This is a genomic window from Telmatospirillum siberiense, from assembly GCF_002845745.1.
Lineage (GTDB): Bacteria > Pseudomonadota > Alphaproteobacteria > Rhodospirillales > Magnetospirillaceae > Telmatospirillum > Telmatospirillum siberiense.
In genome coordinates, this window is record NZ_PIUM01000027.1 from 16,324 (window position 1) to 40,465 (window position 24,142).

Sequence of the window (24,142 nt, forward strand, 5' to 3'; positions counted from 1 at the left end):
CAAATATAGTCAAAATTTTATTGCCGAACACCCTCGGATTCTACGGAAATATGGGCGAGACCCACATGTATTATGATAATTATTAAAATTATACCGTCATGCCAACGCCGACAGATTACACAACAAATCTGTTTTTATGTGATGAATATCTGTTTATTATTACATACTTGCCCAATTCAGAATCCTCGCATGAGTAAATTCCGAGGCTATGCGGTCACGTGGCAGGCGACCAAAGTGACGGCGATTGACGCCCCACTCAAGATTGGCTCCATAGCCAGCGCGCGGTTTCACCGTTGGCCCGAGTGGCGGGGTGTCTCTTCACCCTCTTATCGGCATGTGGAGATTTCAAATGAAGAGAATATTGTTTTCAATCGTCACCGCGTCCGCGCTTCTGATGGGCGTCGGGGTTGCCTTTGCGCAGACGACAACGACCACCAGCACCTCGATCTGGACGACGGATCAAGGCCATCAGATCCGCGAGTACTCGACCATCCAGAAATTCAATTCCTTCAGCGATCCGAACCTGACACCAACCATCGGCACGACACTCCCCGGGACGGTCACGTTATACCCGCTGCCCGATGCGATTCAGATTCCGGAACCCGAACGCTACAGCTACACCATCATCAACAATCAACCCGTCGTCGTGGAGAGCACCACCCGCAAGGTGGTGCACACCTGGAACTAGCGTTGGAATGACGTCGAGGCGGCGATTGCGTAAGAGGGGCAAAAGGGCGGGAAAACGCCCTTCTCCCCTCGTGGGCGAGGGGCATCCCGCCGACAGCCGGAGGAAAAAAGGCCCCGTCAAAGGGGCCCTTTTTTCATGAAATGGCGGATGGGGTGGGATTCGAACCCACGATACGCTTTTGACGTATACACACTTTCCAGGCGTGCGCCTTCGACCACTCGGCCACCCATCCACGTCCGCCTTGCCCCTTTAGGAAGGAACAAACCCGACCGTCGGATGCGGCCGGGTGATGCGAAGCGGGGAAAATATACGACCAACTCCACCTTTGCAACCCTCGCATCCAGGATGGATCATTGAAAAATCATGGCCGTTGTGGCAATTACAACTCATCGTTCAACAGCTCAAAAAATGAGCAATTGATAGTCTTGGGGGTCGCATGTTCCTCGGTCGCCTTTTTGGATGGGGACTGCTGGGCTTGGCATTGCTGATGGCTTCGGGTGACGTGGTTCTGGCTCTCGGGCCAGGAGATCACGCGGGGCTGCTAACAAGGGACGTTTGGGTGTTATTGGCCGGGCACGCGCCCCAGGCCGATGCTCCGCCGTCTTCTTTCGGTCATTTGTTGATGGCTTGTCCCGCCTGGGCGGCAGTGGCGCCGCTTGGTGGCATTCTGCTGTGGGCCTGCCGGTCGCGGCGGCGGCGGCATCGCTTCCACCAGACCTTTTATTCCTGAGTTCGAACAGGCGAAGCCATTTTTCAGCGGCGCCGGCCCGGGTTCCGAATGCGTTACCGTCATTGCCGGACGTGATCCGGCAATCCATGGCGGCATGGACCGACCGACGTCATTGCCGACAGCCATCCCCGTGTCGAAACCATAAGCCAGACCATCTGAAAATCCGTATCGGACATGGCGTACAGCCTTGATTCTATTTGTGTTCAGACGATGAAACGTCTTCTGGACACGAAAAGGGCCAACGCCACGAGGCGCGGCGCGGCTTCATCATGTGGGACCGTGTCCCGCGTGATTCCGTTTTTGGTCCGAAATTTGCTCGATTTTCCCTGTATCCGCGTTTTCGAGCCTTATACCGGCAATTTTTTCCATTGAGCGTGTTGGTGTGCGGAGCTCTTTGGAAGGGGAAGGGGGCCGGTAGGCAGTTTCTGCAGGGAGGGGAATTTTGGATATTTCCAGTACGACAAGCGCGACAAGCGCGCAAAATCCGTTGATCAGCAAAGGGCGTCATACGCCCGATTTTTCTCAAATCTTCGCCCTCACTCAGGACGATCATCAGATTCTGTCGATGCGCGGCTTGAATGCGGACGCGCAGGACGCGGTCGGCGCGGTCTATGCCGAAGGCCGTTCGGCGGTGCAAACCGGGCGGGCGAAGGACTTCCTGTCGGGCTTGGACACGCAATCCTTAAGTCTGCTGCAAGAGGCGGCAAGCCTCGCCGAGCCTGTCGATGTTGCGTCTTTGTCGGAAGAAGGGGCGGAGAACCTCCTCCTCGCGCCGACCGAGGCGGTGGATCTCAACGGTGACGGCATGATCCAAACGGGGGCGTCGCTTGGATTCCAATTTCCCCCGGTCAATGCATCGCCCGAATTGCGCGCGGCATGGGAGAAGACCACGGCCGGCATGAGCGAGGGCGATGCGGCAACATTGGCGTTAATGATCGGAGGCCCGTCTGTCGCCGTCGATGGATCCGATATGAGGATGACGGATTTCTCCGGCAATTTTAACTGGAACGCCTACATGAAACAAATGATCAGCGCGAACGAAGCCGCGGCGCCTTACAACACCGCCCAGCAAACGCAAAAGATCAATGATCAGCTTCAGGACTTTTGGTCGGCCCTGAAGGACCAGGGGGTGGCCTGAGGGGAAAACCGCCCGGCGCTTGAGGGCGGCGGCGATCCGTTCCGGTCACCGGGATTTGGTATTTGGGGCGCTTCGGACTTTATCGAGACAGGGCCTGTTGATTTCAACAGGCCCTAATCGTCACCCATCTTCAGGGCGGCGAGGAATGCCGATTGCGGAATTTCCACCTTGCCGAACTGCCGCATCCGCTTCTTGCCTTCCTTCTGCTTCTCGAGAAGCTTGCGCTTGCGGCTGACGTCGCCGCCATAGCATTTGGCGAGAACGTCCTTCCTGAGCGCCGACAGGCTCTCGCGGGCGACGATGCGACCGCCGATGGCGGCCTGGATGGCGATCTGGAACATCTGCCGGGGAATGAGATCCTTGAGGCGGGTGCAGATCTGGCGCCCGCGCGATTCGGCCTGACCCTTGTGGGCGATGAAGGCCAGCGCGTCCACCGGTTCGGCATTGACCAGGATGGTCACCTTGACCAGATCGCTTTCCTGATAGCTGTCGATCTCGTAATCGAAGCTGGCATAACCGCGGCTGATCGACTTCAGTCGATCGTAAAAATCAAAAACGATCTCGTTCAACGGCAGGCGATAGACCACCATGGCCCGGTTGCCGGCGTAGGTCAGGTCGAGCTGAACGCCGCGCCGCTCGGTGCAGAGCTGTAAGATCGGCCCCAGGAATTCGTCCGGCACCATGATGGTGGCCTTGATCCACGGTTCCTCGATCTTGGCCATCTTGGTCACTTCCGGCATATCCGCCGGATTGTGCAATTGGACCTGCTCGCCGTTGGTCAACTCGATGCGATAGACCACCGAGGGGGCGGTGGTGATCAGGTCGAGGTTGAACTCCCGCTCCAATCGCTCCTGGATGATCTCCAGATGCAACAGGCCCAGGAAACCGCAGCGGAATCCGAAGCCCAGGGCGGCGGACGTCTCGGCCTCATATTCGAAGCTGGCGTCATTCAACCGAAGCTTGGACAGGGAATCGCGCAAATCCTCGAAGTCGGCGGCGTCGACCGGGAACAGGCCGCAGAACACCACCGGCACATTGGGCTTGAATCCGGGCAACGGCTTGTCGGCCGGGCGCTTCTCGTCGGTGATGGTGTCGCCCACCTCGCAGTCGGCCACGGCCTTGATCGACGCCTGGAGGAAACCGATCTCGCCGGGATTGAGGGCGTCGACCTGCACCATCTTCGGAGTGAAATAGCCGACACCGTCCACCTGATAGCTGGCGCCGGTGTTCATCATGCGGATCTTCTGGCCCTTCCGCAGGATGCCATGCTTGACCCGCACCAGGATGATCACGCCGAGATAACTGTCGTACCAACTGTCGACCAGCAGCGCCTGCAGCGGCGCGTCGGCGTCGCCTTGCGGCGAGGGCAGCCGGGTCACCAGCGCCTCCAGCACGTCCTCGATGCCCAGACCCGTCTTCGCCGAGATCATCACGGCGTTCGACGTGTCGAGGCCGATGACGTCCTCGATCTGCTGCTTGATCCGCTCGGGCTCGGCGGCGGGCAGGTCGATCTTGTTGAGAACCGGCACGATCTCGTGATTGTTTTCGATCGCCTGATAGACGTTGGCCAGGGTCTGCGCCTCGACGCCCTGGCTTGCGTCGACGACCAGCAGGGATCCCTCGCAAGCGGCAAGCGACCGGCTGACCTCATAGGCGAAGTCGACGTGGCCGGGCGTATCCATCAAATTCAGTTCGTAGGTTTCCCCATCCTTGGCCTTGTAGGCCAGACGTACCGTCTGCGCCTTGATGGTGATCCCCCGCTCGCGCTCGATATCCATCGAATCGAGGATCTGGTCGCGCATCTCGCGTTCCTCGATGCCTCCGCATTTCTGGATCAGGCGATCGGCCAGCGTCGACTTGCCATGGTCGATGTGGGCAATGATGGCGAAGTTGCGAATATGCTTAAGATCTGTCATCGGTCTCGGCAGCTAAAGGGTTTGCCGGAACATAGGGCACAAGCGATCCGGGAGCAATGGGGGAAGCGGCCACGAGGTCCGTCCCGGCGCCCGGCGACATCTTATACCAAGTCTCGATGAGGATGCCTCATCGAGACTTGGTCTGGCCCATTGAGGGCCCGCGCCATCGTTGGCGCGAAGCCGTGCAGCCCGAAGGGCAAACGACGCCGCAGGCGGGCCGAAGGCCGAGCGAAGCGAGCAACGGATACGGATGTATCCCGCCCGGCGCTTGAGGGGCGCTGATCAGTTTTGATCAGCGCAGGTTGGTATAAGGACTCCATCATGCATGATACCGGCAAGACGCTTTCCCCTCCGCCCGCCCCCGATCCGTGTTGGGCCTGGTTCCTCGATATCGACGGCACATTGATCGAACTGACCGGGGAACCCTCGTCGCTGCGCAAGCCTCACCGCCTGCCCGAACTGCTGGAGGCGTTGCGGCGGCGCGTCGGCGGCGCCGTCGCGCTGGTCAGCGGACGATCCGTCTCCAACATGCGCGCCTTGATCGCGCCGGCCGAGCTGCCCCTCGCCGGCTGCCACGGTCTGGAGCGGCGGCTGGCCGACGGACGCATGCTGCGCGCCCCCTCCTCGCCCCTGCTGGCAGAGGCGCGCGCCACATTGCGGGCCTTCGCCGACGACCATCCGGGGGTTTTTCTCGAAGACAAGGAATGCACCCTGGCTCTGCATTACCGGCAGGTGCCGCATCTGGAATGGGCATGCCGGGACGCCGTCGAACGGACGGTGTCGGGAGACCTCGGCATGCTTTCCGGCAAGATGGTCTACGAAGTAAAACCCCGGAATTTCAGCAAGGGGACCGCCCTCCGATCCTTCATGGAGAGCACGCCCTTCCAAGGACGCCGCCCGGTCTTCCTCGGCGACGACTTGACCGACGAGGACGGCTTCGAAGCCGCCGCGGCGTTGGGCGGCATCGGCATTCTGGTGGGACCGGTCCGTCCAACCCGCGCGGAGTTCCGCCTCGCCGACGTCCCCTCGCTGCACGCCTGGCTGGCCGCTCTCGGACTATGACGGCGGGAAAATTCAGTTTGCCGGCGGCGTCGCCGTATAGCCCCGGGCACATTCGGGAGCCTGCTCGACGGCGGCGTGGAATTGCGCCAGCGTGGGAGCGCTGATCACGACGCTTTGACCGCCATTCCCGCAAGTGGTGGACCATACATTGGACATCCGGACCACCTTCACGTCGGAAGAGGCACAAGCGGATACTCCCAGCAAAACACCGGCGGTAAGAAAGAGAGAAATTCTGTTCATGGTAACGATGACCTTAATGGGACAAGACTGACCTGCTTACGCGCCGCCCGACTATAATGAAGGCGGCGGCGCATGCAAGGTCCGGCCCGCCCGTGGAAAGTAATCATCCCGCAGGGCAATCGGGTGAACCCGCTTACCCTGAATCATCCCGGCCATCGTGTCGCCACAATCAACATATCAAATAAGATCGATCTTATTTTCGAATATAAGGACGCCAAGTCGCATCTGCGCGACGACGCTTCTTCCTTGAAAGAGGCCGCGACCATGAGAATGACGCTCAGATTCGCCCTCCCCCTTCTTCTCATTCTTGGCGGCATCACCTGGGCGGCATCGCCGCTGATGGCCAATCTGGTCGATCGCTGGTTTCGCGGAGACGTCGAGTCGCATGCCCAATTGCTTTTCGATTCCCTCAAAGACTCCCTGACGGGCGATCTCACCGAAGACCAGATCGCCACGCTCATCAGCCGGATCAACGGCGACAAGCATCTCCTGGCTCTCGGGCTTTGCACCCCCGAAGGACAATTGACCCGCCGTTCCGCCGGATGGCCGCCGCCGCTCGGCTGCCCGGCCACGCCTCCCGACCGGGGACGGGCTTTCACGAAAGGCCGCCTGAAGAGCGGACCAATTCTGACATCCGCCTTCGCCCTGCCGTCGCAAGGTCCGACCTCCGGCTATCTGGTGTTCGTTCATGACCTTCGCTTCATCGATGACCGCAGCCGCTGGGCGGAGGCCTACACGGTCGGATTGTTTGCCCTGCTGGCGACGGTGGCGGTGGCGGTGGCCGTCCTGATCACCAGGCTGACCATGCGGGGCTGGGTCAAGGCCGTCCGCGAAGGCCTGGCCAACACCGCGGATGCCCGATTGCCGCCGTCCCCGGAAATCGCCTCGCTGGTCGGCGACGTTCAGAAAATGTTGCGAGACGGCGAGGGACAACGCGAACCCTCCGAAATGATTCGCGTCGACTGGACGGCGGACAGCCTGAAGCACCTTTTGAAGACGGAACTGCCCGATGCCGAGGTTATCGTCGTCTCCAACCGCGAACCCTACATTCACAACGACGTCGATGGCGAAATCCGGATTCAGCGCCCCGCCAGCGGTCTGGTCACCGCGCTCGAACCCATCACGCGAGCCTGCGGCGGCATCTGGATCGCCCATGGCAGCGGTTCGGCCGATAGGCGCAGCGTCGATGAAAAGGATCACGTGGCCGTCCCTCCCGACGCCCCCTCCTATGTGCTGCGCCGCATCTGGCTGACCGACGAGGAGGTGGAGGGTTACTACTTCGGGCTGGCCAACGAGGGTTTGTGGCCGCTTTGCCACATCGCCTTCATCCGCCCCGCCTTCCGCGCGGCCGATTGGCAGCATTATGTCGCGGTCAACCGAAAATTCGCCGATGCGATCGTCGCCGAAGCCAAAAGCCCGAATCCCCTGGTCCTGGTCCAGGACTATCATTTCGCCCTGGTGCCGAAGATGGTCCGCGAGAGCCTGCCCGACGCCACCATCATCACCTTCTGGCATATCCCCTGGCCCAACCCGGAAATGTTCAGCATCTGCCCCTGGCGCGAGGAGATTCTCTCGGGCCTGCTCAGCAGTTCGATCCTGGGTTTCCACACCCAGTTCCATTGCATCAATTTCCTGGACTCGGTGGACCGCTTTCTCGAATGCCATATCGACCGTGAACACAGCACCGTCACCACCGGGGCGAGCACCACCCTGATCCGCCCCTATCCCATTTCCATCGAATGGCCGGCCGCCGCTCTCGCCGGCCAGCCCGATATCGCCGGATGCCGCAAGGCCGTTTACGCAAAATTCAACCTGTCGGAGGACATCCGGCTGGCGATCGGTGTCGAACGGTTCGACTACACCAAGGGCATCCCTGATCGTTTCCGCGCCGTCGAAAGCCTGCTGGAGAACCATCCCGAATGGATCGGGCGTTTCTGCCTGCTGCAAATCGCGGCGCCGAGCCGCGCCCAATTGGCCGCCTATCAGGCCGTCCAGGTCGAAGCGCAGGACGTCGCCCGGGCGATCAACGACCGCTTCGGCCGGGATGGATGGCAGCCCATCATTCTGATCGCCCGCCATCACGACGCCGCCGAGATATGCACGCTGTTTCGCGCCGCCGATCTTTGCGTGGTCACCAGCCTGCACGACGGGATGAATCTGGTGGCCAAGGAATTCGTCGCCGCCCGCGACGATGACGACGGAGTGCTGATTCTCAGCACTTTCGCCGGCGCGTCACGCGAACTGCTGGAGGCGCTGATCGTCAATCCCTACGACATCCGGGGCATGGGCGAAGCCATTCATCAGGGGCTGAGCATGTCTTCGGATCAGCGGCGGGACCGCATGCGGCTGATGCGCGAGATGGTCGCCGAATACAACATCTATTTCTGGGCCGGCCGCATGCTGATGGACGCCGCCCGCATACGGAAACGGCAAGGCATCGAAAAACCCCTCGATAACGGTGAGCCCATATGACCTCTCTCGATCTCGGCGTCATCGGCAATGGCGCCGTCGCCGCTTTGGTTGACGCCTCCGCCACCATCAATTGGTGGGGCTTTCCCCGCCTCGACGGCGACCCCGTCTTTCTCAGCCTGATCAATGGAGGGAAGGACGGGGACGGGCAAGACGGGCCGGCGAACGGCTTTTTCTCCCTCGATCTCGCCTCCCAGATCCATGCCGAACAGATTTATCTGCCCAACAGCGCAATCCTGCGTACAACCCTTTACGACGATGACGGCGGCGTGGCGGAGATCACCGACTTCGCACCGCGCTTCGTCTTGTACGAACGGATCTACCGGCCGCCGATGCTGATCCGTCAGATCCGCCCCATTCGCGGGCGTCCGCGCCTGCGCATCAGGGTCCGTCCCTGCTTCCAGTATGGCGAACTGCTGCCCCAGATTACCCGGGGCAGCAATCACATCCGTTATGTCGGCGCCTCGCAAACGCTGCGGCTGACCACCGATGCGCCGATCTCCTATATTCTCGAGGAACGCCATTTCCTGGTCGACCAGCCCTTGACCTTGATCATCGGCCCGGACGAAAGCCTGCGGGAAGACATCGAACGGACGGCGCGCGACCTGTTCGAGCGGACCCTCGATCACTGGCGCGGCTGGGTCCGCTCCCTTTCCATTCCCTTCGAATGGCAAGACGCCGTCATCCGCTCGGCCATCACCCTGAAACTTTGCAATTTCGAAGAAACCGGGGCCATCGTCGCGGCCTTGACCACATCGATCCCCGAAGCGCCGGACAGCCGCAGAAACTGGGACTACCGGTTCTGCTGGCTCCGTGACGCTTATTTCGTCATCCACGCCCTCAACCGGCTCGGCGTGACCCGCACCATGGAAAATTATCTGGGCTTCATCACGAATATCGTCGACGAATCCAGAGAGCACGCCCTGCGCCCCGTCTACGGCATCAGCCGCGAAAGCGGCATCGAGGAGCGGGAATCCGCCACCCTCGCCGGCTATCGCGGACAACTGCCGGTTCGGATCGGCAATCAGGCCAGCGGACAGATTCAAAACGATGTCTACGGCAGCGTCGTGCTGGCCGCCACTCATGCGTTTTTCGACCATCGACTGATCCGCCCGGGCAATGCCGAGTTGTTCGAACGCCTGGAACTTCTCGGAAAAAAAGCCATTCACGCCTTCGACAAGCCGGATGCCGGCCCGTGGGAGCTGCGCACCATCGCCGCCGTGCATACCTTCTCCAGCGTCATGTGCTGGGCCGCATGCGACCGGTTGTCGAAGGTGGCCGCCGTTCTCGACCGTCCCGAGCGCGCCGGCTGGTGGCGCAAGCAGGCCAATCGTCTCCATGCGGTCATCTGCGAGCATGCCTGGAACCCGCGTCTGGGACATTTCGTCTCGCAGTTCGACGGCGAGGAATTGGACGCCACCTTGCTGCTGCTCCACGAGTTGAACTTCCTGTCGGCCGCCGATCCGCGCTTCGTCGCCACCGTGGAGGCCATCGGACGCGACCTCAGGCGCGGCGATTTTTTGTTCCGCTACAAGACCAGTGACGACTTCGGGATTCCGGAAACCACCTTCGTCATCTGCGGTTTCTGGTATGTCGACGCGCTTGCCGCCCTGGGACGGCGCGAGGAGGCGCGAAGCCTGTTCGAAAGCATGCTGGCACGGCGCAATCCCCTGGGCCTGCTCTCCGAGGACATCGCCCCCGAAAGCGGAACCCTTTGGGGCAACTTTCCGCAGACCTATTCCATGGTCGGACTGGTGAACTCGGCCATGCGTCTCTCCGCCCCGTGGGAGGATGCCTTCTAGGAGCTGTGGACATTTAGCAGCGTGGTCATGCCCATTGATGGGGAGCGCCTTAAGGCTTCTCCCGTTTCCTCCGGCTCCCCGATGGCATGCAAGGAACCCCCGGATATTTTGAACCACCAAGGCACCAAGTCACCAAGGCGTCTTTCGGATCCGCCGGCGGCAGCCAATCCGCGCCGCAGGCATTTGCCCGACAGCGGATGATGGGACGGGAAAATGCCAGTGGCACACTCCGCCACCTTGGTGACTTGGTGCCTTGGTGGTTCATCAAAAGCCGGAGCGCACAGGAACGATCAAGAGGCCGAACTCCATCCGGCCAATCGCCAATTGTCCACAGGCCCTAAAACCGCGCAAGCGCATGGGCGCCTACTTTGAGACCGGCCATTTCGTTTCGCCTCGGCACCGTTTATCCGGTCGTTTCGGAACACACCACTGCTCATGCAGTTATTCCCGTGTCTTTTTCAGAGGCAACATCTTTGGCCTCACCATCGATCTCCCGGCGGCCGGCGCCGTCTTTCGTCCAGAACCTCGACGCACGGCCCCCCCCTGCAATAGGGGCTATGGCCGAGGCATGACTTGTCTTGGGCATTGCGGCGCACCATCTGTCCCGGGAACCTGCCGACTGGACCAGCCGCTACGGTCGGCGTAAAATTAATCGGCACAGAACAAGGAGCTCGCCATGCCAAACATCGGCGACGCTGGGATTGGACCCGAGTCACGGCCCCCCCCTCCGGCAAGTGCTGTACCCGCGATGCTGGACATTACCCATCGACGCAATCGCCTGGCAGGCCTGTGGGCCGCGGAATTGCTCGGCCTGATCGGGATTGCCGCCCAGGATTACGTCCGAACCGTCGTCCACCCCGGACATCCGCAGGATCAGGTCCACGGCGACGATCACGAAACGGTGGTCGACAAACTGGCCGAAGACCTCGCCGGACGGGCCAGCGAAGAGGAAATCCGCCGGCGCATGTCGCAATGCCTGCAGGAAGCCCGCCGACGGACTGAATTGGGCAAGAAAGAGTAAGGGCTTGGGGCGAAATTATCGCTCCAAGCCCTGAAGCCCGAGCGGCGCATGAGCCGGCCGAAGCCGGAGGCGCAGGCATCATATAAACCCTTAGGCTCTGGAGCGATTGTTTCGCCCCAGAGCCTAAGGGGCCTGGAGAACAGGCGTCCTATAAGCCCGAGCGGCGTTTGAGCCCGCCGCGGCGGCGGCCACCGTCATAGGGAACGGGGCCAGGCACGCATCCGTGCGCCTGGCCCGCAAAATCGCGTTACCCGCGCAGTTCGCCGCCCGTCGCCTTGCCGACGGCATCGACCACCTTTGCGGCGATCGCTTCGATTTCGGCGTCGGTCAGCGTTTTCTCGACCGGTTGCAGGGTGACCTGAATGGCCAGGCTCTTCTTGTCTTCCCCGACATGCGGTCCCTCATAGAGGTCGAACAGCAGGACGTCGCTGATCAACGCCTTGTCGGCCCCCTTGGCGGCCCGCAAAACGGCTTCGGCGCTGACCGAGCGGTCGACGACGAAAGCGAAGTCGCGCTCGATGGCGTGGAAGGGCGAGACCTTGAGCAGGGACTTGGCCTTGGTCGGCCGCACCTTGGGCAGGGGAACCGCTTCGAGGAACACCTCGAAACCGACGACCGGCCCCTTGATGTCGAGAGCGGCCAGCACCCGCGGATGGATCTCGCCGAAAGAGGCGATCACCGTCTTCGGCCCCAGCTTGAGGCTGCCGGATCGCCCCGGGTGATACCAGGCCGGCGCCTCGGCCACCACCTGCAAGCCTTCCGCCGGACCGCCGGCCGCGGCGACGGCACCCGCCGCGTCGGCTTTCGCGTCGAAGGCGTCGACCGGACGCGCCTGTTCGGCCCAATGGCGAGCCGCGGCCCGCCCCGCCCGGATGCCGGCGGCCACCAACCGCTGATCTCCCGGCTGGTCGCCGTTGAACTCGGGCCCCAATTCGAACAGGGAGATATCGCGGAAACCCCGGTCGGCATTGCGTCCGGCGGCGGCGACCAGATTGGCCAGCACCGAGGGACGCATCGAATCGAGATCGCTGGAAATGGGATTGGCCAACGTCAGCTCCGCCTTGCCGCCACCGAAAAGTCCGGCGAGGGACGACGGCAGGAAGGACCAGGTGACGGTCTCGACGAGGCCACGCGCCGCCAGACCCCGCCGCACCCAGTTGGCCTGCCTTTGCGCGGCGGTCAGAACCGGACGGACGACGGACGGACGGGGCATCGACACCGTCGGAATATGGTCATAGCCGTGAATACGGATGACCTCCTCCACCAGATCGTGCTCTCCCGTCACATCGGCGCGCCAGGACGGCGGCACCACGGCATAGGACGTCCCGACCTTGGAAAGCTTGCAGCCCAGCGCCTCCAGCGCGGCGACCATCGCCTCCTCGGGCACGGATACGCCCCCCAACTGCTCGACGCGATGCGGGCGGAAGGTGATCGGGGCGCTTTCCGCCGGAGCCTTTCCGACGATAACCGGCTGGGATGCCTCGCCGCCGCATAACTCGATGATCATCCGGGTGGCCAGTTCCATGCCGGAGACGACGAAGGCCGGATCTATTCCGCGTTCGAAACGATAGCGGGCATCCGATTCGATAGCCAGCCGGCGCCCGGTGGCGGCCGTCCGCATCGGATCGAACAAGGCCGCTTCGAGGAACACGTCGGTGGTTCCGGCCGACACGCTGGTGGCCTCGCCGCCGATCACGCCGCCCAGGGCCTGAGGGCCGGCATCGTCGGCGATCACGGTCATCGAGCCGTCGAGATCGTAGCTCTTGCCGTTCAGCGCCGCCAGCGTCTCGCCGTCGCGGGCCAGGCGCGCCCGGACGTCGCCCTTGAGCTTGGCGGCGTCGAAGACATGCAGCGGACGATCCAGATCGATGGTGAAATAGTTGGTGATGTCGACCAGCGCCGAAATGGGGCGCAGGCCCACGGCGGTCAACCAATCCTTGAGCCAGCCGGGGCTTTCGCCGTTGCGCACGCCGCGGATGGTCCGTCCGGCGAACAGCGAGCAGGCGCCCGGCGCCTCGGCCGGAAAATCGAGGCTGACGCCGATCGGGCTGGTGAAGGAGCTCTTGACCGGCTCGACCGACAACGGCTTCAACTTGCCGAGACCGGCCGCCGCCAGATCGCGGGCGATACCGCGCACACCGAGGCAATCGGCACGATTGGGCGTGATCGCCACGTCGATCACCGGATCGAAGCTCAGCACCTTGGTCAAAGGTTCGCCGGCCGGCGTATTGCTCGGCAATTCGATGATGCCGGAATGATCCTCGCCCAGCAGCAATTCCCGCCAGGAGCACATCATGGCCTGCGATTCGACGCCGCGGACATTGCCTTTCTTCAGGGCCTCGCCCGTGGCGGGCACCACCACGCCGGGAAGCGCCACCACGACCTTGAGCCCCGCCCGCGCGTTCGGCGCGCCGCAGACGACCTGAAGCGTCTCCCGCCCGATCGACACCTTGCAGAGCTGGAGACGGTCGGCGTTGGGATGGGGACCGGCCTCCATCACCTGGCCGGTGATGAAGCCGCCGAGGCGGGCGGCCGGATCGTCGAGGGATTCGACTTCAAGACCGAGCATGGTCAGGCGTTCGGCGATGGCGTCGACGCCGGCGGTGGTATCCAGATGGCGCTTCAGCCAGGACAGGGTGAATTTCATCGGGCAAGTCCTCCGGAAAGCGTCGGCACGTCGAGCGGCACGAAGCCGTAATGCCTGAGCCAGCGCAGATCCGAATCAAAAAAGGTCCTCAGGTCGGGAATTCCGTATTTCAGCATGGCGATCCGCTCGATTCCCATGCCGAAGGCGAAGCCTTGATATTCGTCGGGATCGATGCCGCAGTTCCTCAGCACGTTGGGATGAACCATGCCGCAGCCCAGGATTTCCAGCCAGTCGGCCCCGGCGCCGATCTTCAGTTCCCCGCCCGCCCGCGAGCAGCCGATATCGACCTCGGCCGAGGGCTCGGTAAAGGGAAAGAAGGAGGGGCGGAAGCGCACCGGAACATCGTCCACCTCGAAATAGGTTTTGACGAACTCGCTGAGACACCCCTTCAGGTGGCCCATGTTGGTCGTCTTGTCGATGACCAGCCCCTCCAGCTGATGGAACATCGGCGTGTGGGTCATGTCGGAGTCGCAGCGGTAGGTCCGTCCGGGAATGATCACGCGGATCGGCGGCGTCTGCTTCAGCATGGTCCGCACCTGGACGGGCGAGGTATGGGTCCGCAGCAGATGGCGCGAACCGTCGGCCTTCTCCGGCAGGAAGAAGGTATCGTGCATCAGGCGCGCCGGATGCTCGGGCGGAAAATTCAGCGCGGTGAAATTATGGAAGTCGTCCTCGATATCCGGTCCCTCGGCCACGCCGAACCCCATCTGACCGAAGATCGCCACCACTTCGTCGATGGTCTGGCTGATCGGGTGGATACGGCCGGTGCTTTCCGGACGGACGGGCAATGTGACATCGATCGTCTCGCGGGCCAGGCGCTCGTCCAGCGCCTTGACCTCGAGCGCCGTCTTGCGGGCGTCGATGGCATCCGAAACGGCCTGCTTGGCGGCGTTGAGAGCGGCGCCGGCCTCCTTGCGCTCTTCCGGCGAAACGCTGCCCAGTTGGCTCATCAGCGCCGAAAGCGACCCTTTCTTGCCAAGGGTGGCCACCCGGACGCGATCCAACTCCTCCAGGGTCGCGGCCGAGGTCACGGCGTCAAGCGACTGAGCGACCAGCGGCTCGACGCTTTTGCGGATTTCTTCCAATTTGCCCATCGTTGCTTCCAACTTTCCAGACAAGCAAAAAGGGGCCGTCCGCAGACGACCCCCTTCTTTGATGACCGACGACCGGAAACCGGCCGGCGGAAGCGGCTGTCAGGCCGCCTTAAGGGCTTGCGCGGCCTGGTCGACCAGCGACTTGAAGGTGGCCGGCTCGCGGATCGCGATATCGGACAACACCTTGCGGTCCAGTTCGATGCCAGCCTTCTTCAGGCCGCTCATGAAGCGGCTGTAGGTCAGGCCGTTCAGACGGGCGCCGGCGTTGATGCGCTGGATCCAGAGGGCCCGGAAATTCCGCTTCTTCGCGCGGCGATCACGATAGGCGTAACGAAGCGCCTTCTCGACCCGCTCGATGGCGATGCGGAAATTGGTGCTGGACCGGCCACGGTAGCCCTTGGCCAGCTTGAGAATCTTCCGATGACGGGCGTGCGTGGTGACGCCCCGTTTAACGCGCGCCATGGCTTAGGCTCCGTAAGGCAGGTAGAATTTTTTGACGTTGGGGCTATCCACCTCGGCGACGATGAAGGTGCCGCGCTGCTGGCGCTTCATCTTGGACGTCTTGGCGGACAGGCAGTGGCGCTTGAACGCCACATTGGCCCGAACCTTGCCGGTACCGGTGAGCCGAAACCGCTTTTTGGCGGAGCTCTTCGTCTTCATTTTGGGCATTTTCGCTTCCTTTAAGCAAAATACACGAGCGATTCATGGATGGCGGGGCATGCCCTTACACTCGCCTCGGCCATCCGATGGAAGCGGAGGTTATAATCGCGCGGTCGTTCGATTGCAAGCACCGCTCGCGGCCATCAGGGCAACGAATTCAGGTTAACAACCGGTTGGCGCCGGCAATTTCATTTGGCGGCTCACTCCCAAGAGTCGTCATGCCCCGCTCCAATGACGTCGGTCGATCCGTGCATTCATGGATTGCCGGATCAAGTCCGGCAATGACGGTTTTCGATTGTGATCACTACTCAAATAGAGGCGACGCACAATCCGCATCGGACAGCCGTAGCTCAAGGCCGGGCATGACGCCGATGTTAAAAATCGAAACCTGAGTTCGGAGGCATGCCGCCTGGAGCGCTTCGATCCCATCTGCGCTCATCTGCGTTCATCGGTGCTGATCTGTGCTTCCTTTGATCGATTGCGGCGGATCATCCCGGGGCCAATCGAGCTGCTCCCGAAGGCCCGACCCGGACCGGGGCCTTGTCAAAAGGAGCACAGATAAACACAGATGAACTCAGAGAGGCGCAGATGGCAACGCCGTCCCTGCCGGTGTGGAACTCGCAATGACGAATTGCCGAATAGGAAGCGCCGCGCTTTAACGCGGCGCCATCACCATGACCATCTGGCGACCTTCCATCTTGGGGAATTGCTCCACCTTGGCCAGATCGTCGAGATGTTCACGCACGCGATCCAGAACCTTCATGCCGAGATCCTGGTGCGCCATTTCCCGGCCGCGGAACCGCAAGGTCACCTTGACCTTGTCGCCCTCGTCGAGGAACTTTCGCATGGCGCGCATCTTCACGTCATAGTCATTGTCATCGATATTCGGCCGAAGCTTGATCTCTTTGACCTCGATCACCTTCTGCTTCTTGCGCGCCTCGGCCTTCTTTTTCTGGGCTTCGTATTTGTATTTTCCGTAGTCCAGAATCTTACAGACCGGCGGCTCGGCATTGGGCGACACTTCGACCAGGTCCAAACCGACCTCGGCCGCCATATCGAGACCTTCACGGAGGGAAACGACCCCGACCATTTCCCCATCGGCGTCAACGAGCCGGATTGTGCGGGAGTCGATTTCGCTGTTGATGCGCGGACCATCCTGGTCCTTCTGCGCAGGTGCGGGTGGCTTGACTATGTAAACTCTCCTACGGTGGGACGGAAACGGGACAGGCGCAGATGGCCCCATAGCCACGCGCTTCGCTCCGTCACGGAAATGATCAGACCCCCGGTGGGAGGGCCTCGGCGGTTAGTTTAACAATGGCGTCTTCCAGCGCAAGCGTTTCTTGGGCCGAACTGCCCAACCGCCGCACGGCGACCGCCCCCGTCTCGCTTTCGCGCTTGCCGACGACCAGCAAAGCCGGAACCTTGGCGAGGGAATGCTCGCGCACCTTGTAATTGATTTTCTCGTTCCTAAGGTCGAGTTCCGCCCGCAAACCCGCCGATTTCAGGCGTGCCAGAACGGATTTCGCGTAATCGTCCGCCTCGTTGGTGATCGTCGCCACCACCACCTGGACGGGCGCCAGCCACAACGGGAACCGCCCGGCGTGATGTTCGATCAGGATCCCCAGGAAGCGCTCGAAGGATCCCAGGATGGCCCGATGCAGCATCACGGGGCGCTTCTTATGGCCGTCCTCGGCCACATAGGAGGCGTCGAGACGTTCGGGCAGCACGAAATCGACCTGCATCGTACCGCATTGCCAATCGCGTCCGATGGCGTCACGCAGAACGAATTCGAGCTTCGGCCCGTAGAAGGCGCCTTCGCCGGGATTGCGCGTGGTTTCAAGCCCGGCCGCCTTGGAGGCTTCCAGCAAGGCGCCTTCGGCCTTGTCCCAGATCTCGTCGGACCCGGCGCGGGTCGCCGGCCGGTCGGAGAACTTCACGCGGACGTCCTCGAAGCCGAAATCCTTGTAGACCGCTTTCAGCAGCTCGCAAAAAGCCACGGTTTCCGAGGTGATCTGATCCTCGGTACAGAAGATGTGGGCGTCGTCCTGGGTAAAGGCCCGCACGCGCATGATGCCGTGCATGGCCCCCGAGGGCTCGTAACGATGGCACGAGCCGAACTCGGCCATGCGCAGCGGCAGGTCGCGATAGCTGCGGATGCCGGTGCGGAAGATCTGCACATGGCACGGACAGTTCATCGGCTTGATGGCCAGCGTCCGCTCATCGGGCGTCTGCACGGTGAACATGTTGGCGCCGAACTTGTCCCAATGGCCCGACGCCTCCCACAGGGAGCGGTCGACCAGTTGCGGCGTCTTCACCTCGACATAACCGTTCTGCTCGAGGCGGCGGCGCATGTAGCTCTCGACGGTCCGCCACAAGGTCCACCCCTTGGGATGCCAGAAGACGCTGCCGACGGCCTCCTCCTGCTGGTGGAACAGTTCCATCTCGCGGCCCAGGCGGCGGTGGTCGCGCTTCTCGGCCTCCTCCAGCATGGTGAGATAGGCCTTCAGATCCTTCTCATCGAACCAGGCTGTGCCGTAGATGCGCTGAAGCATCTCGTTTCTTGAATCGCCGCGCCAATAGGCACCGGCCACCTTCATCAATTTGAAGGCCTTGCCCAACTTGGCGGTCGACGGCAGATGCGGACCGCGACACAGGTCGATGAACTTCCCCTGCCGATAAAGACTGATCGTCTGCCCGGCGGGAATCGAGGCGATGAGTTCGGCCTTGTACTTCTCGCCCAAGCCCTCGAAAAAGGCGACGGCGTCGTCACGGGCCCATTCCTCGCGGGTGATCGCCTCGTCGCGGGCGACGATCTCACCCATGCGCGCCTCGATCTTTTCGAGATCCTCGGGCGTGAAGGGGGTGGCGCGGGCGAAGTCGTAATAGAAGCCGTTCTCGATGGCCGGCCCGATGGTCACCTGGGCTTCGGGATAAAGCTCCTTGACCGCCTCGGCCATCACATGAGCCGCGTCATGACGGAGCAGTTCCAGCGCGTCGGCGTCGCGATGGGTAAGGATGGCCACCTGCGCGTCAGCCGAGACCTCGATCGACAGATCCTTCAGGACGCCGTCGATGCGTACGGCCAGGGCGGACTTCGCCAGGCCGGGGCCAATGTCGCGGGCGATATCGCCCCCCGTCACCGCATGGTCGTAACGACGCACGCTTCCATCGGGCAAGGTAATGGCAACCATGGACTTCGCACTCACGTTTCAGAAAAAAAAGCCGTAGGGCGAGGACAATAAGCAGATCACCCGGCAAGTCAAGCAGCCCTGGGACAAGGCTGCCGCGCTTCCAGCGCGGTGAATGCCGCCGCGGCCGTGATATCATAGCTTCGGCATGACAGTTTAAGGAGAGCCCAGGGATGCCCGTGCACCATTCCGCCCAGGCGGGTTTCGCCGCCCAGGCCGCGACCTATGAACGGGGACGCCCCGACTATCCGCAAGCCATCCAGGAATGGCTGACCGGTCATCTCGGCCTGGGACCGAACCGCTCCGTCATCGATCTCGGGGCGGGTACCGGTAAATTCACCGGCCGGCTGGCAGGCACCGGAGCAACCGTCAGCGCCGTCGAACCGGTCGCCGAAATGCGGAGACAATTCACGAAGGTTCTCCCGGACGTGCCGATCCTGGAGGGCAACGCCGAGGCCATCCCCTTTCCCGACGCCAGCCTCGACGCCGTGGTCTGCGCCCAGGCCTTCCACTGGTTCGCCACCAAGGCCGCAATGGTGGAAATCACCCGCGTTCTGAAGCCGGGCGGCGCCCTCGGCCTGGTGTGGAACGCGCGCGACGTCGGCGTCGACTGGGTCGCGGCGGTCAGCGACATCATCACCCCTTACGAGGGTGACGCCCCACGTTTCGCCAAAGGCGACTGGAAGCGGCAATTTCCCGCCGACGGCTTGTCACCGCTCGACGAGCAGACCTTTCTCCATGAACATCGGGGCTCGCCCGACAGGGTGATCGTCGACCGCATCCTCTCGGTAAGTTTCATCGGGGCCCTGGAGGCCCCCGAACGGGACAAGGTCGAAGCCCGCCTGCGCCATCTGATCGCAACCCACCCCGCCCTGGCGAACCAACCGGAGATCGCCTTTCCTTATCGAACCTGCGCTTATCGCTGCGTCAAACTGCCGACGGAATAAGAATGGTCATAGCGGGAGCCGTTGCTTGGCAGGTCATCTCCCGCTATCTTCGCGCCCCATGACGGATATCCCGCTTCTCCTCGACCCGCTTTTCCTGGCCCAGACCGCGACGATTCTCGCCGTCCCCGGACCGACCAACGCGCTTTTGGCCACGGCCGGAGCGACAAAGGGTATCCGGGTCTCCATCCGGTTCGTCGCGGTGGTGCTCACCGCCTATCTGGGAGCCATCCTCGCCTGGGGACTCTTGCTGATTCCGGCGAGCGCCGCCTGGCCGCCTCTGATGGTCCTGGCCCGGCTGGGTTGCGCGTTGTTCCTGGCCGCCACGGCCTTGCGCCTGTGGCGCGGCACCACCAGCCTGGCGGCGACGCCGGCCTCGCCGATCACCAACCGCACCCTGACGCTCGCCACGCTGCTCAATCCCAAGGCGCTATTGTTCGCCACCGGCATTTTCCCGGCCACGGCCTTCACCCAGTCCGATGTCTTCTATTCGACCGCGTTGGCCTTCGCCGCACCCCTGGTTCCCATCACGCTGGCCTGGATCGCCTTCGGCGCCTCGCTCGCCAGTTCGCAAAGCCGCATCTCGCCCAAGCTCGCGCATCGGGCGGCGGCCATCCTGCTCGCCTGCTTCTCGGCCAGCATCGGCCTTTCCGCCGTCGTTTGATCAGCGCAGAGAGGCCGGCCCCGAGGAAAGGGCCGCGATGACGCTTTCGACATCGAGCGCCGCCAGATCATTCCGGCGGAGCACGCTCACCAGCCCGCGCGGCGCGCAGAGAGCGGGGTCCGAATCGGCCGAAAACAACACCACCGCCGGACATCCCGCCGCGGCGATCAGATGCATGGGCCCCGTATCGTTGCCCACCGCCCCGGCCGCGCCGTGGGCCAGGACGATGATGTCGGTGAAACTCGTCTGACCCATCAGGGATTTCGCGGCCGGACAAGCGGTCATGACCGCCTCGATCTGTTCCTCGTCGTCGCGGGTACCCAACAGCACCGGAACGACACCCCTTTCCGCCAGATGGGCCGCGACGCGGGCGAAGCGCTCGGCCGGCCAGCGTTTGCCCGGGCGGTGCGGCGCGCCGCCCGGCGCGATCAGGCCATAGCGCTCCGGCAGGTCGAAGCGCGCCACGTCGGCCTTGGCCCACGACAGATCGGCCGCCTTCGTCTGGGGAATACCAGCCATGACGAGCTGCTCGGCCTGCCGCTCGATGGTGTGCATCAGATCGCGGTCGGGATTGGCGTGGGGGGCCGAGCAATTATGAGCGATCCCCGACCATGGCGGATCGCCCATGATATGAAAGTAGGAGGAACTGCGGTCCGACGTCTGCAGGTCGTAAACCATGTCGAATTTGACCGACCGCAATTTCTTGCGCAGACGCATCAATGCCGCCACCTCCCACGGACGGGGGCGGGAATCGACCCAGATTTCGTCGAAATAGGGGCTTTGCTCGGCCAGGGCGACGAATGGCTTGGTCGTCAAAAGCGTGATCTTAGCCGTCGGGTGATGGGACCGAATGGTGGCGAACGGCCCCATCGCCTGGACGAAATCGCCCAGGGCGGACAACTTGATCACGAGGACGCGTTTTGCTCCGTCCATCCCGTTTCGCTCTCCGCCGGAAGGCCGTCGATGACCTCGTCGTAAACACCCAGGGTCCGCGCGCACATCAATTCGCGGGTGAAGTTCTCCCGCACGAACCTGATCGCCACCTCGGCCCTGGATTCCCGCTCGTCCGGACCGATGGCGAGGGCCGCGTCCAAGGCCTGGGCCAACGCCGCCGGATTACCGGGCGGGACGAGCGTGCCGGTCTGCCCGTCGAGAACGTTCTCGCGGGCCGCGCCGTTGTTGGTCGCCACCACGGGCCGTCCCATGGCCTGACCCTCGACGATGACGCGACCGAAGGCTTCGGGATCGGTCGATGCCGAAACCACCACATCGGTCAGCATATAGGCCGCCGGCATGTCGTTGCAGTCGCCGACGATATGGACGACGTCGGTCAAACCCCGCCGCTCGACCAGCGACTTCAGTTCATCGGTATAGGCGTCGCGCCCCTGATCGGAACCGACCAGAAGACAGCGCACGTCGCGCCGCCCCAGCATGGCCAGCGCCTCGATCAGCACGGTCTGCCCCTTCCAGCGCGTCAACCGCCCCGGCAGCATGATCACCGGATAGCCGTCCGGCAGGCGCCAGCGTTGAGCCAGTTGGATGATGCGCTCCTGGCTGACCCGGGCCGGATCGAAGCGCGACAGATCGACGCCCCGGTGTACGACGCGGATCTTGTTGGGGTCGGCGTGATAGACCGACTGCATGTGATCGGCGATGAAGTGACTGATGGCGATCACCCGTTCGCCCCTGGTCATCACCGCGTTATAAGCGTTCTTGAGCCCCAGCATGCCTAAATTGTAGGTGCCATGGAACGTGGTCAGGAAATGCGCTCCGGTCTTTTTCGCCGCGTAAAAGGCGCTCCAGGCCGGAGCGCGCGAGCGCGCATGGACCACATCGACCCCATAGTGACGGATCACCGCCTCCAGGCGGCCGATGTTGGCGCGCATGACCAGGGGATTCTTGCTGTGCAGCGGAAGCTGGATATGCTTGGCTCCCAAGCGGTCCAGCTCACGCACCATATGTCCGCCATTGGAGGCGACCAGGGACGTCCACCCCGCCTCGACCAAGGCGCCCGCCACATCGATGGTGCCGCGCTCGACGCCGCCGGTCACCAGTGACGGCAAGACTTGCAGCACCACCTTTCGGCGTTCACTCTGCGGTGAAACGGCAATGGTATCGTTATCTTCTGAAGACATTCCGAACTTGGGAAAATGGAAATGACGGATAATGAGAAGGCGGCTCCGACCACCGGAACGGCCGGGATATTAGCACGGGGCGGCGACACCACAATCGCATACAGCAAACTCGCCGGAAAAAACCCCGGGATCGTTTTCCTGCACGGCTTCAAATCCGACAAATCGGGAAGCAAAGCCCTGGCTCTCGAAGAATTCTGCCGGCGGCGCGGCCAGGCTTTCGTCCGTTTCGACGCCACCGGGCATGGGGAAAGTTCCGGCCGTTTCGAAGACGGCACCATCGGCCAGTGGGCCGACGACGCCGTGGCCGTCCTCGATTCCCTGACCGAGGGTCCCCAGATTCTGGTGGGATCGAGCATGGGGGGATGGCTGATGCTGTTGGCCGCCCTCGCCCGGCGGGACCGCGTCGCCGGGCTTCTGGGCCTGGCGGCGGCACCCGATTTCACCGAGGAACTGATCTTCGACGCCTTCAGCCTTGAGCAGAAGCAGACGCTGCTGCGGGAGAGCCGGGTGCTGATCGACGATGCCTACGGCGAAGCCCCCTACTCGATCAGCCGGAGATTGATCGAGGACGGCCGGCAGCATCTTCTTCTGCATGGCCCGATCAATCTCACCTGCCCGATCCGCCTGATCCACGGCCAGAAGGACGAGGACGTGCCCTGGCGCACCGCGCTCCGCCTGCAGGAGCATCTGATCTCCGACGACGTCGAGGTGACCATCGTCAAGTCATCCTCCCACCGGCTGAGCGAACCCCACGACATGGAACGGATGGAAGCGGTTCTGGAAGGATTGCTGCGAAAGGTCGAGAACAGTTGAGGGCGGTCAGGAGCGGACGCCGTTTCCTCACTCCGCCAATGCCCGCAACCCCTCGCGATAGGTGGGATAGCGCAAGGCGACGCCCAGATCCCGCTTGATGCGATCGTTGCGCACTCTCCGGTTGTCGGCCCAGAAGCTTTGCGCCATGGGCGAGAGGACCGCCTGATCGAAAGGCGTTTCGGGGGGAGGCGGAACACCCAGCAAGTCGCAGGCGAAGGCGATCACGTCCTGGGGCGGCGCCGCCTCGTCGTCGCAGACATTGTAGACGCTTCCCGGCGCCGGTTTTGCCATCGACACCTGCAAGACGCCAGCGATGTCCTCGACATGGATGCGGCTGAACACCTGGCCCGGTTTGACGATCCTGCGGGCACGGCCGGAACGCACCTCGTCCAAGGCCGAACGGCCCGGCCCATAGATGCCCGCCAGGCGGAACAGGTGGGTCGGCAGGCCGGATCCCCGCCACAGATCGAGCCACGCGGCCTCGGCATTGACCCGATGCCAGGACCGGGACGCCGTCGGCCGCAGGGGAGAGGTTTCGTCCACCCAGCCGCCGCCATGGTCACCATAGACGCCGGTGGTCGACAAATAACCGATCCAGGACAGCCCCGCACCCGCCGCCAGAATGGCCGGACGGGCCAGATCGAGAACCGGATCGCCGTCGGCGTCCGGCGGCACCGAGGAAAGGATATGCGTCGCCCCGGCCAGGGCGCCGCCCGGCAGGCCATGCTGCCGGTCGAAACGGAAAGTCTCGAAGCCCTGGTTTGCCAGATAGGCCAGCCGGTCCGTCTCGCGGGCGGTTCCGGCGATTTGCCAACCGGCCGCCCGGCAATGGCGGGCCAACACCTCGGCGCTGTAGCCGAGACCGAAGCAGAAGAGACGGGGCTGCATGGCGGTCCTTGCAATCTGGGACATTTGGACGGACTGTACCGCC

General features: G+C 62.8%; 21 protein-coding genes and 1 tRNA gene. 10 read left to right on the top strand and 12 right to left on the bottom strand.

The genetic code is table 11. The features are described from left to right. The first annotated feature begins 349 nt into the window (after nt 1-349). Nucleotides 350-688: a DUF1236 domain-containing protein gene (locus tag CWS72_RS19850; protein WP_158240735.1), complete on the top strand. Its 339-nt coding sequence runs from the start codon at nt 350-352 to the stop codon at nt 686-688. A gap of 141 nt (nt 689-829) precedes the next feature. Here CWS72_RS19850 and CWS72_RS19855 read toward each other — a convergent pair. Continuing rightward, nucleotides 830-920, bottom strand: a tRNA-Ser gene (locus CWS72_RS19855). Nucleotides 921-1,124: 204 nt separating this feature from the next. Between CWS72_RS19855 and CWS72_RS19860 the strand changes: the two genes are divergently transcribed. Beyond that, nucleotides 1,125-1,418, top strand: a complete 294-nt coding sequence (locus tag CWS72_RS19860; RefSeq protein ID WP_101252386.1) for a complement C1q domain-containing protein — start codon at nt 1,125-1,127, stop codon at nt 1,416-1,418. Between the two features lie 442 nt (nt 1,419-1,860). Next, nucleotides 1,861-2,556, top strand: a complete 696-nt coding sequence (locus CWS72_RS19865) for a hypothetical protein (protein WP_146002820.1) — start codon at nt 1,861-1,863, stop codon at nt 2,554-2,556. Between the two features lie 113 nt (nt 2,557-2,669). Here the strand turns inward: CWS72_RS19865 and lepA are convergent, their stop codons facing one another. Further along, nucleotides 2,670-4,472 carry a translation elongation factor 4 gene (lepA, locus tag CWS72_RS19870; protein WP_101252388.1) on the bottom strand — a complete coding sequence of 601 codons (1,803 nt, stop codon included), beginning with the start codon at nt 4,470-4,472 and terminating at the stop codon, nt 2,670-2,672. A 321-nt stretch (nt 4,473-4,793) separates the two neighbouring features. Between lepA and otsB the strand changes: the two genes are divergently transcribed. Continuing rightward, nucleotides 4,794-5,534, top strand: a complete 741-nt coding sequence (otsB, locus tag CWS72_RS19875) for a trehalose-phosphatase (RefSeq protein WP_101252389.1) — start codon at nt 4,794-4,796, stop codon at nt 5,532-5,534. Nucleotides 5,535-5,546: 12 nt separating this feature from the next. Here otsB and CWS72_RS19880 read toward each other — a convergent pair whose 3' ends face one another. After that, a complete protein-coding gene (locus CWS72_RS19880) occupies nt 5,547-5,774 on the bottom strand; it encodes a hypothetical protein (RefSeq protein WP_101252390.1) in 228 nt (75 codons plus the stop codon). Between the two features lie 264 nt (nt 5,775-6,038). Between CWS72_RS19880 and CWS72_RS19885 the strand changes: the two genes are divergently transcribed. The 3 genes from CWS72_RS19885 (at nt 6,039) to CWS72_RS19895 (ending at nt 11,066) form a co-directional block, all read left to right on the top strand. Beyond that, nucleotides 6,039-8,246: an alpha,alpha-trehalose-phosphate synthase (UDP-forming) gene (locus CWS72_RS19885; protein ID WP_101252445.1), complete on the top strand. Its 2,208-nt coding sequence runs from the start codon at nt 6,039-6,041 to the stop codon at nt 8,244-8,246. Beyond that, a complete protein-coding gene (locus CWS72_RS19890; RefSeq protein WP_101252391.1) occupies nt 8,243-10,045 on the top strand; it encodes a glycoside hydrolase family 15 protein in 1,803 nt (600 codons plus the stop codon). The genes CWS72_RS19885 and CWS72_RS19890 overlap by 4 nt, the downstream gene beginning before the upstream one ends. Nucleotides 10,046-10,793: 748 nt before the next feature. Further along, nucleotides 10,794-11,066 (top strand): ATPase inhibitor subunit zeta, encoded by a 273-nt coding sequence (locus CWS72_RS19895; RefSeq protein WP_158240736.1) that lies wholly within the window; start codon nt 10,794-10,796, stop codon nt 11,064-11,066. A 247-nt stretch (nt 11,067-11,313) separates the two neighbouring features. On the opposite strand, the gene pheT is transcribed toward CWS72_RS19895, so the two are convergent. From pheT to thrS, 6 genes are all read right to left on the bottom strand, one after another. Next, nucleotides 11,314-13,713 (bottom strand): phenylalanine--tRNA ligase subunit beta, encoded by a 2,400-nt coding sequence (gene pheT / locus CWS72_RS19900; protein WP_101252393.1) that lies wholly within the window; start codon nt 13,711-13,713, stop codon nt 11,314-11,316. Next, nucleotides 13,710-14,807, bottom strand: coding sequence for a phenylalanine--tRNA ligase subunit alpha (gene pheS / locus CWS72_RS19905; protein WP_101252394.1), 1,098 nt, complete (start codon nt 14,805-14,807; stop codon nt 13,710-13,712). Before pheS ends, pheT begins: the two co-directional genes overlap by 4 nt. Before the next feature lie 99 nt (nt 14,808-14,906). After that, entirely contained in the window at nt 14,907-15,269 is a 363-nt protein-coding gene (gene rplT / locus CWS72_RS19910; protein WP_101252395.1) for a 50S ribosomal protein L20, read from the bottom strand. A 3-nt stretch (nt 15,270-15,272) separates the two neighbouring features. Further along, nucleotides 15,273-15,476, bottom strand: coding sequence for a 50S ribosomal protein L35 (gene rpmI, locus CWS72_RS19915; protein ID WP_101252396.1), 204 nt, complete (start codon nt 15,474-15,476; stop codon nt 15,273-15,275). 646 nt (nt 15,477-16,122) lie between these two features. Continuing rightward, nucleotides 16,123-16,659, bottom strand: a complete 537-nt coding sequence (gene infC, locus CWS72_RS19920) for a translation initiation factor IF-3 (protein ID WP_420824079.1) — start codon at nt 16,657-16,659, stop codon at nt 16,123-16,125. Nucleotides 16,660-16,741: 82 nt separating this feature from the next. Then, nucleotides 16,742-18,658, bottom strand: coding sequence for a threonine--tRNA ligase (gene thrS, locus CWS72_RS19925; protein ID WP_101252398.1), 1,917 nt, complete (start codon nt 18,656-18,658; stop codon nt 16,742-16,744). Nucleotides 18,659-18,828: 170 nt separating this feature from the next. Here thrS and CWS72_RS19930 point away from each other — a divergent pair, with 170 nt between their 5' ends. Together CWS72_RS19930 and CWS72_RS19935 are read left to right on the top strand one after the other, a co-directional pair. Beyond that, complete coding sequence (locus CWS72_RS19930) at nt 18,829-19,602, top strand: class I SAM-dependent methyltransferase (RefSeq protein ID WP_101252399.1); 774 nt, start codon at nt 18,829-18,831, stop codon at nt 19,600-19,602. Nucleotides 19,603-19,627: 25 nt separating this feature from the next. Further along, nucleotides 19,628-20,263: a LysE family translocator gene (locus CWS72_RS19935; RefSeq protein ID WP_146002821.1), complete on the top strand. Its 636-nt coding sequence runs from the start codon at nt 19,628-19,630 to the stop codon at nt 20,261-20,263. On the opposite strand, the gene CWS72_RS19940 is transcribed toward CWS72_RS19935, so the two are convergent. Beyond that, the gene (locus tag CWS72_RS19940) at nt 20,264-21,172 is read right to left on the bottom strand and encodes a glycosyltransferase family 9 protein (protein ID WP_338056210.1); all 909 of its coding nucleotides are present in this window, start codon (nt 21,170-21,172) and stop codon (nt 20,264-20,266) included. Further along, nucleotides 21,169-22,398, bottom strand: a complete 1,230-nt coding sequence (locus tag CWS72_RS19945; protein WP_101252402.1) for a glycosyltransferase family 4 protein — start codon at nt 22,396-22,398, stop codon at nt 21,169-21,171. The genes CWS72_RS19940 and CWS72_RS19945 overlap by 4 nt, the downstream gene beginning before the upstream one ends. Before the next feature lie 21 nt (nt 22,399-22,419). Here CWS72_RS19945 and CWS72_RS19950 point away from each other — a divergent pair, with 21 nt between their 5' ends. After that, nucleotides 22,420-23,211: an alpha/beta hydrolase gene (locus CWS72_RS19950; RefSeq protein ID WP_101252446.1), complete on the top strand. Its 792-nt coding sequence runs from the start codon at nt 22,420-22,422 to the stop codon at nt 23,209-23,211. Between the two features lie 27 nt (nt 23,212-23,238). Here CWS72_RS19950 and CWS72_RS19955 read toward each other — a convergent pair whose 3' ends face one another. Beyond that, nucleotides 23,239-24,099 (bottom strand): SDR family oxidoreductase, encoded by an 861-nt coding sequence (locus CWS72_RS19955; protein ID WP_101252447.1) that lies wholly within the window; start codon nt 24,097-24,099, stop codon nt 23,239-23,241. Nucleotides 24,100-24,142 lie beyond the last annotated feature (43 nt).

Bases quoted from the DNA above. Each gene is read 5' to 3' on its own strand.
- pheS (WP_101252394.1), bottom strand. From the start codon at position 14,807: ATGGGCAAATTGGAAGAAATCCGCAAAAGCGTCGAGCCGCTGGTCGCT.
- CWS72_RS19880 (WP_101252390.1), bottom strand. From the start codon at position 5,774: ATGAACAGAATTTCTCTCTTTCTTACCGCCGGTGTTTTGCTGGGAGTA.
- otsB (WP_101252389.1), top strand. From the start codon at position 4,794: ATGCATGATACCGGCAAGACGCTTTCCCCTCCGCCCGCCCCCGATCCG.
- CWS72_RS19885 (WP_101252445.1), top strand. From the start codon at position 6,039: ATGAGAATGACGCTCAGATTCGCCCTCCCCCTTCTTCTCATTCTTGGC.
- lepA (WP_101252388.1), bottom strand. From the start codon at position 4,472: ATGACAGATCTTAAGCATATTCGCAACTTCGCCATCATTGCCCACATC.
- CWS72_RS19860 (WP_101252386.1), top strand. From the start codon at position 1,125: ATGTTCCTCGGTCGCCTTTTTGGATGGGGACTGCTGGGCTTGGCATTG.
- thrS (WP_101252398.1), bottom strand. From the start codon at position 18,658: ATGGTTGCCATTACCTTGCCCGATGGAAGCGTGCGTCGTTACGACCAT.
- CWS72_RS19850 (WP_158240735.1), top strand. From the start codon at position 350: ATGAAGAGAATATTGTTTTCAATCGTCACCGCGTCCGCGCTTCTGATG.
- pheT (WP_101252393.1), bottom strand. From the start codon at position 13,713: ATGAAATTCACCCTGTCCTGGCTGAAGCGCCATCTGGATACCACCGCC.
- CWS72_RS19945 (WP_101252402.1), bottom strand. From the start codon at position 22,398: ATGTCTTCAGAAGATAACGATACCATTGCCGTTTCACCGCAGAGTGAA.
- CWS72_RS19950 (WP_101252446.1), top strand. From the start codon at position 22,420: ATGACGGATAATGAGAAGGCGGCTCCGACCACCGGAACGGCCGGGATA.
- rpmI (WP_101252396.1), bottom strand. From the start codon at position 15,476: ATGCCCAAAATGAAGACGAAGAGCTCCGCCAAAAAGCGGTTTCGGCTC.
- CWS72_RS19955 (WP_101252447.1), bottom strand. From the start codon at position 24,099: ATGCAGCCCCGTCTCTTCTGCTTCGGTCTCGGCTACAGCGCCGAGGTG.
- CWS72_RS19895 (WP_158240736.1), top strand. From the start codon at position 10,794: ATGCTGGACATTACCCATCGACGCAATCGCCTGGCAGGCCTGTGGGCC.
- CWS72_RS19930 (WP_101252399.1), top strand. From the start codon at position 18,829: ATGCCCGTGCACCATTCCGCCCAGGCGGGTTTCGCCGCCCAGGCCGCG.
- rplT (WP_101252395.1), bottom strand. From the start codon at position 15,269: ATGGCGCGCGTTAAACGGGGCGTCACCACGCACGCCCGTCATCGGAAG.
- CWS72_RS19890 (WP_101252391.1), top strand. From the start codon at position 8,243: ATGACCTCTCTCGATCTCGGCGTCATCGGCAATGGCGCCGTCGCCGCT.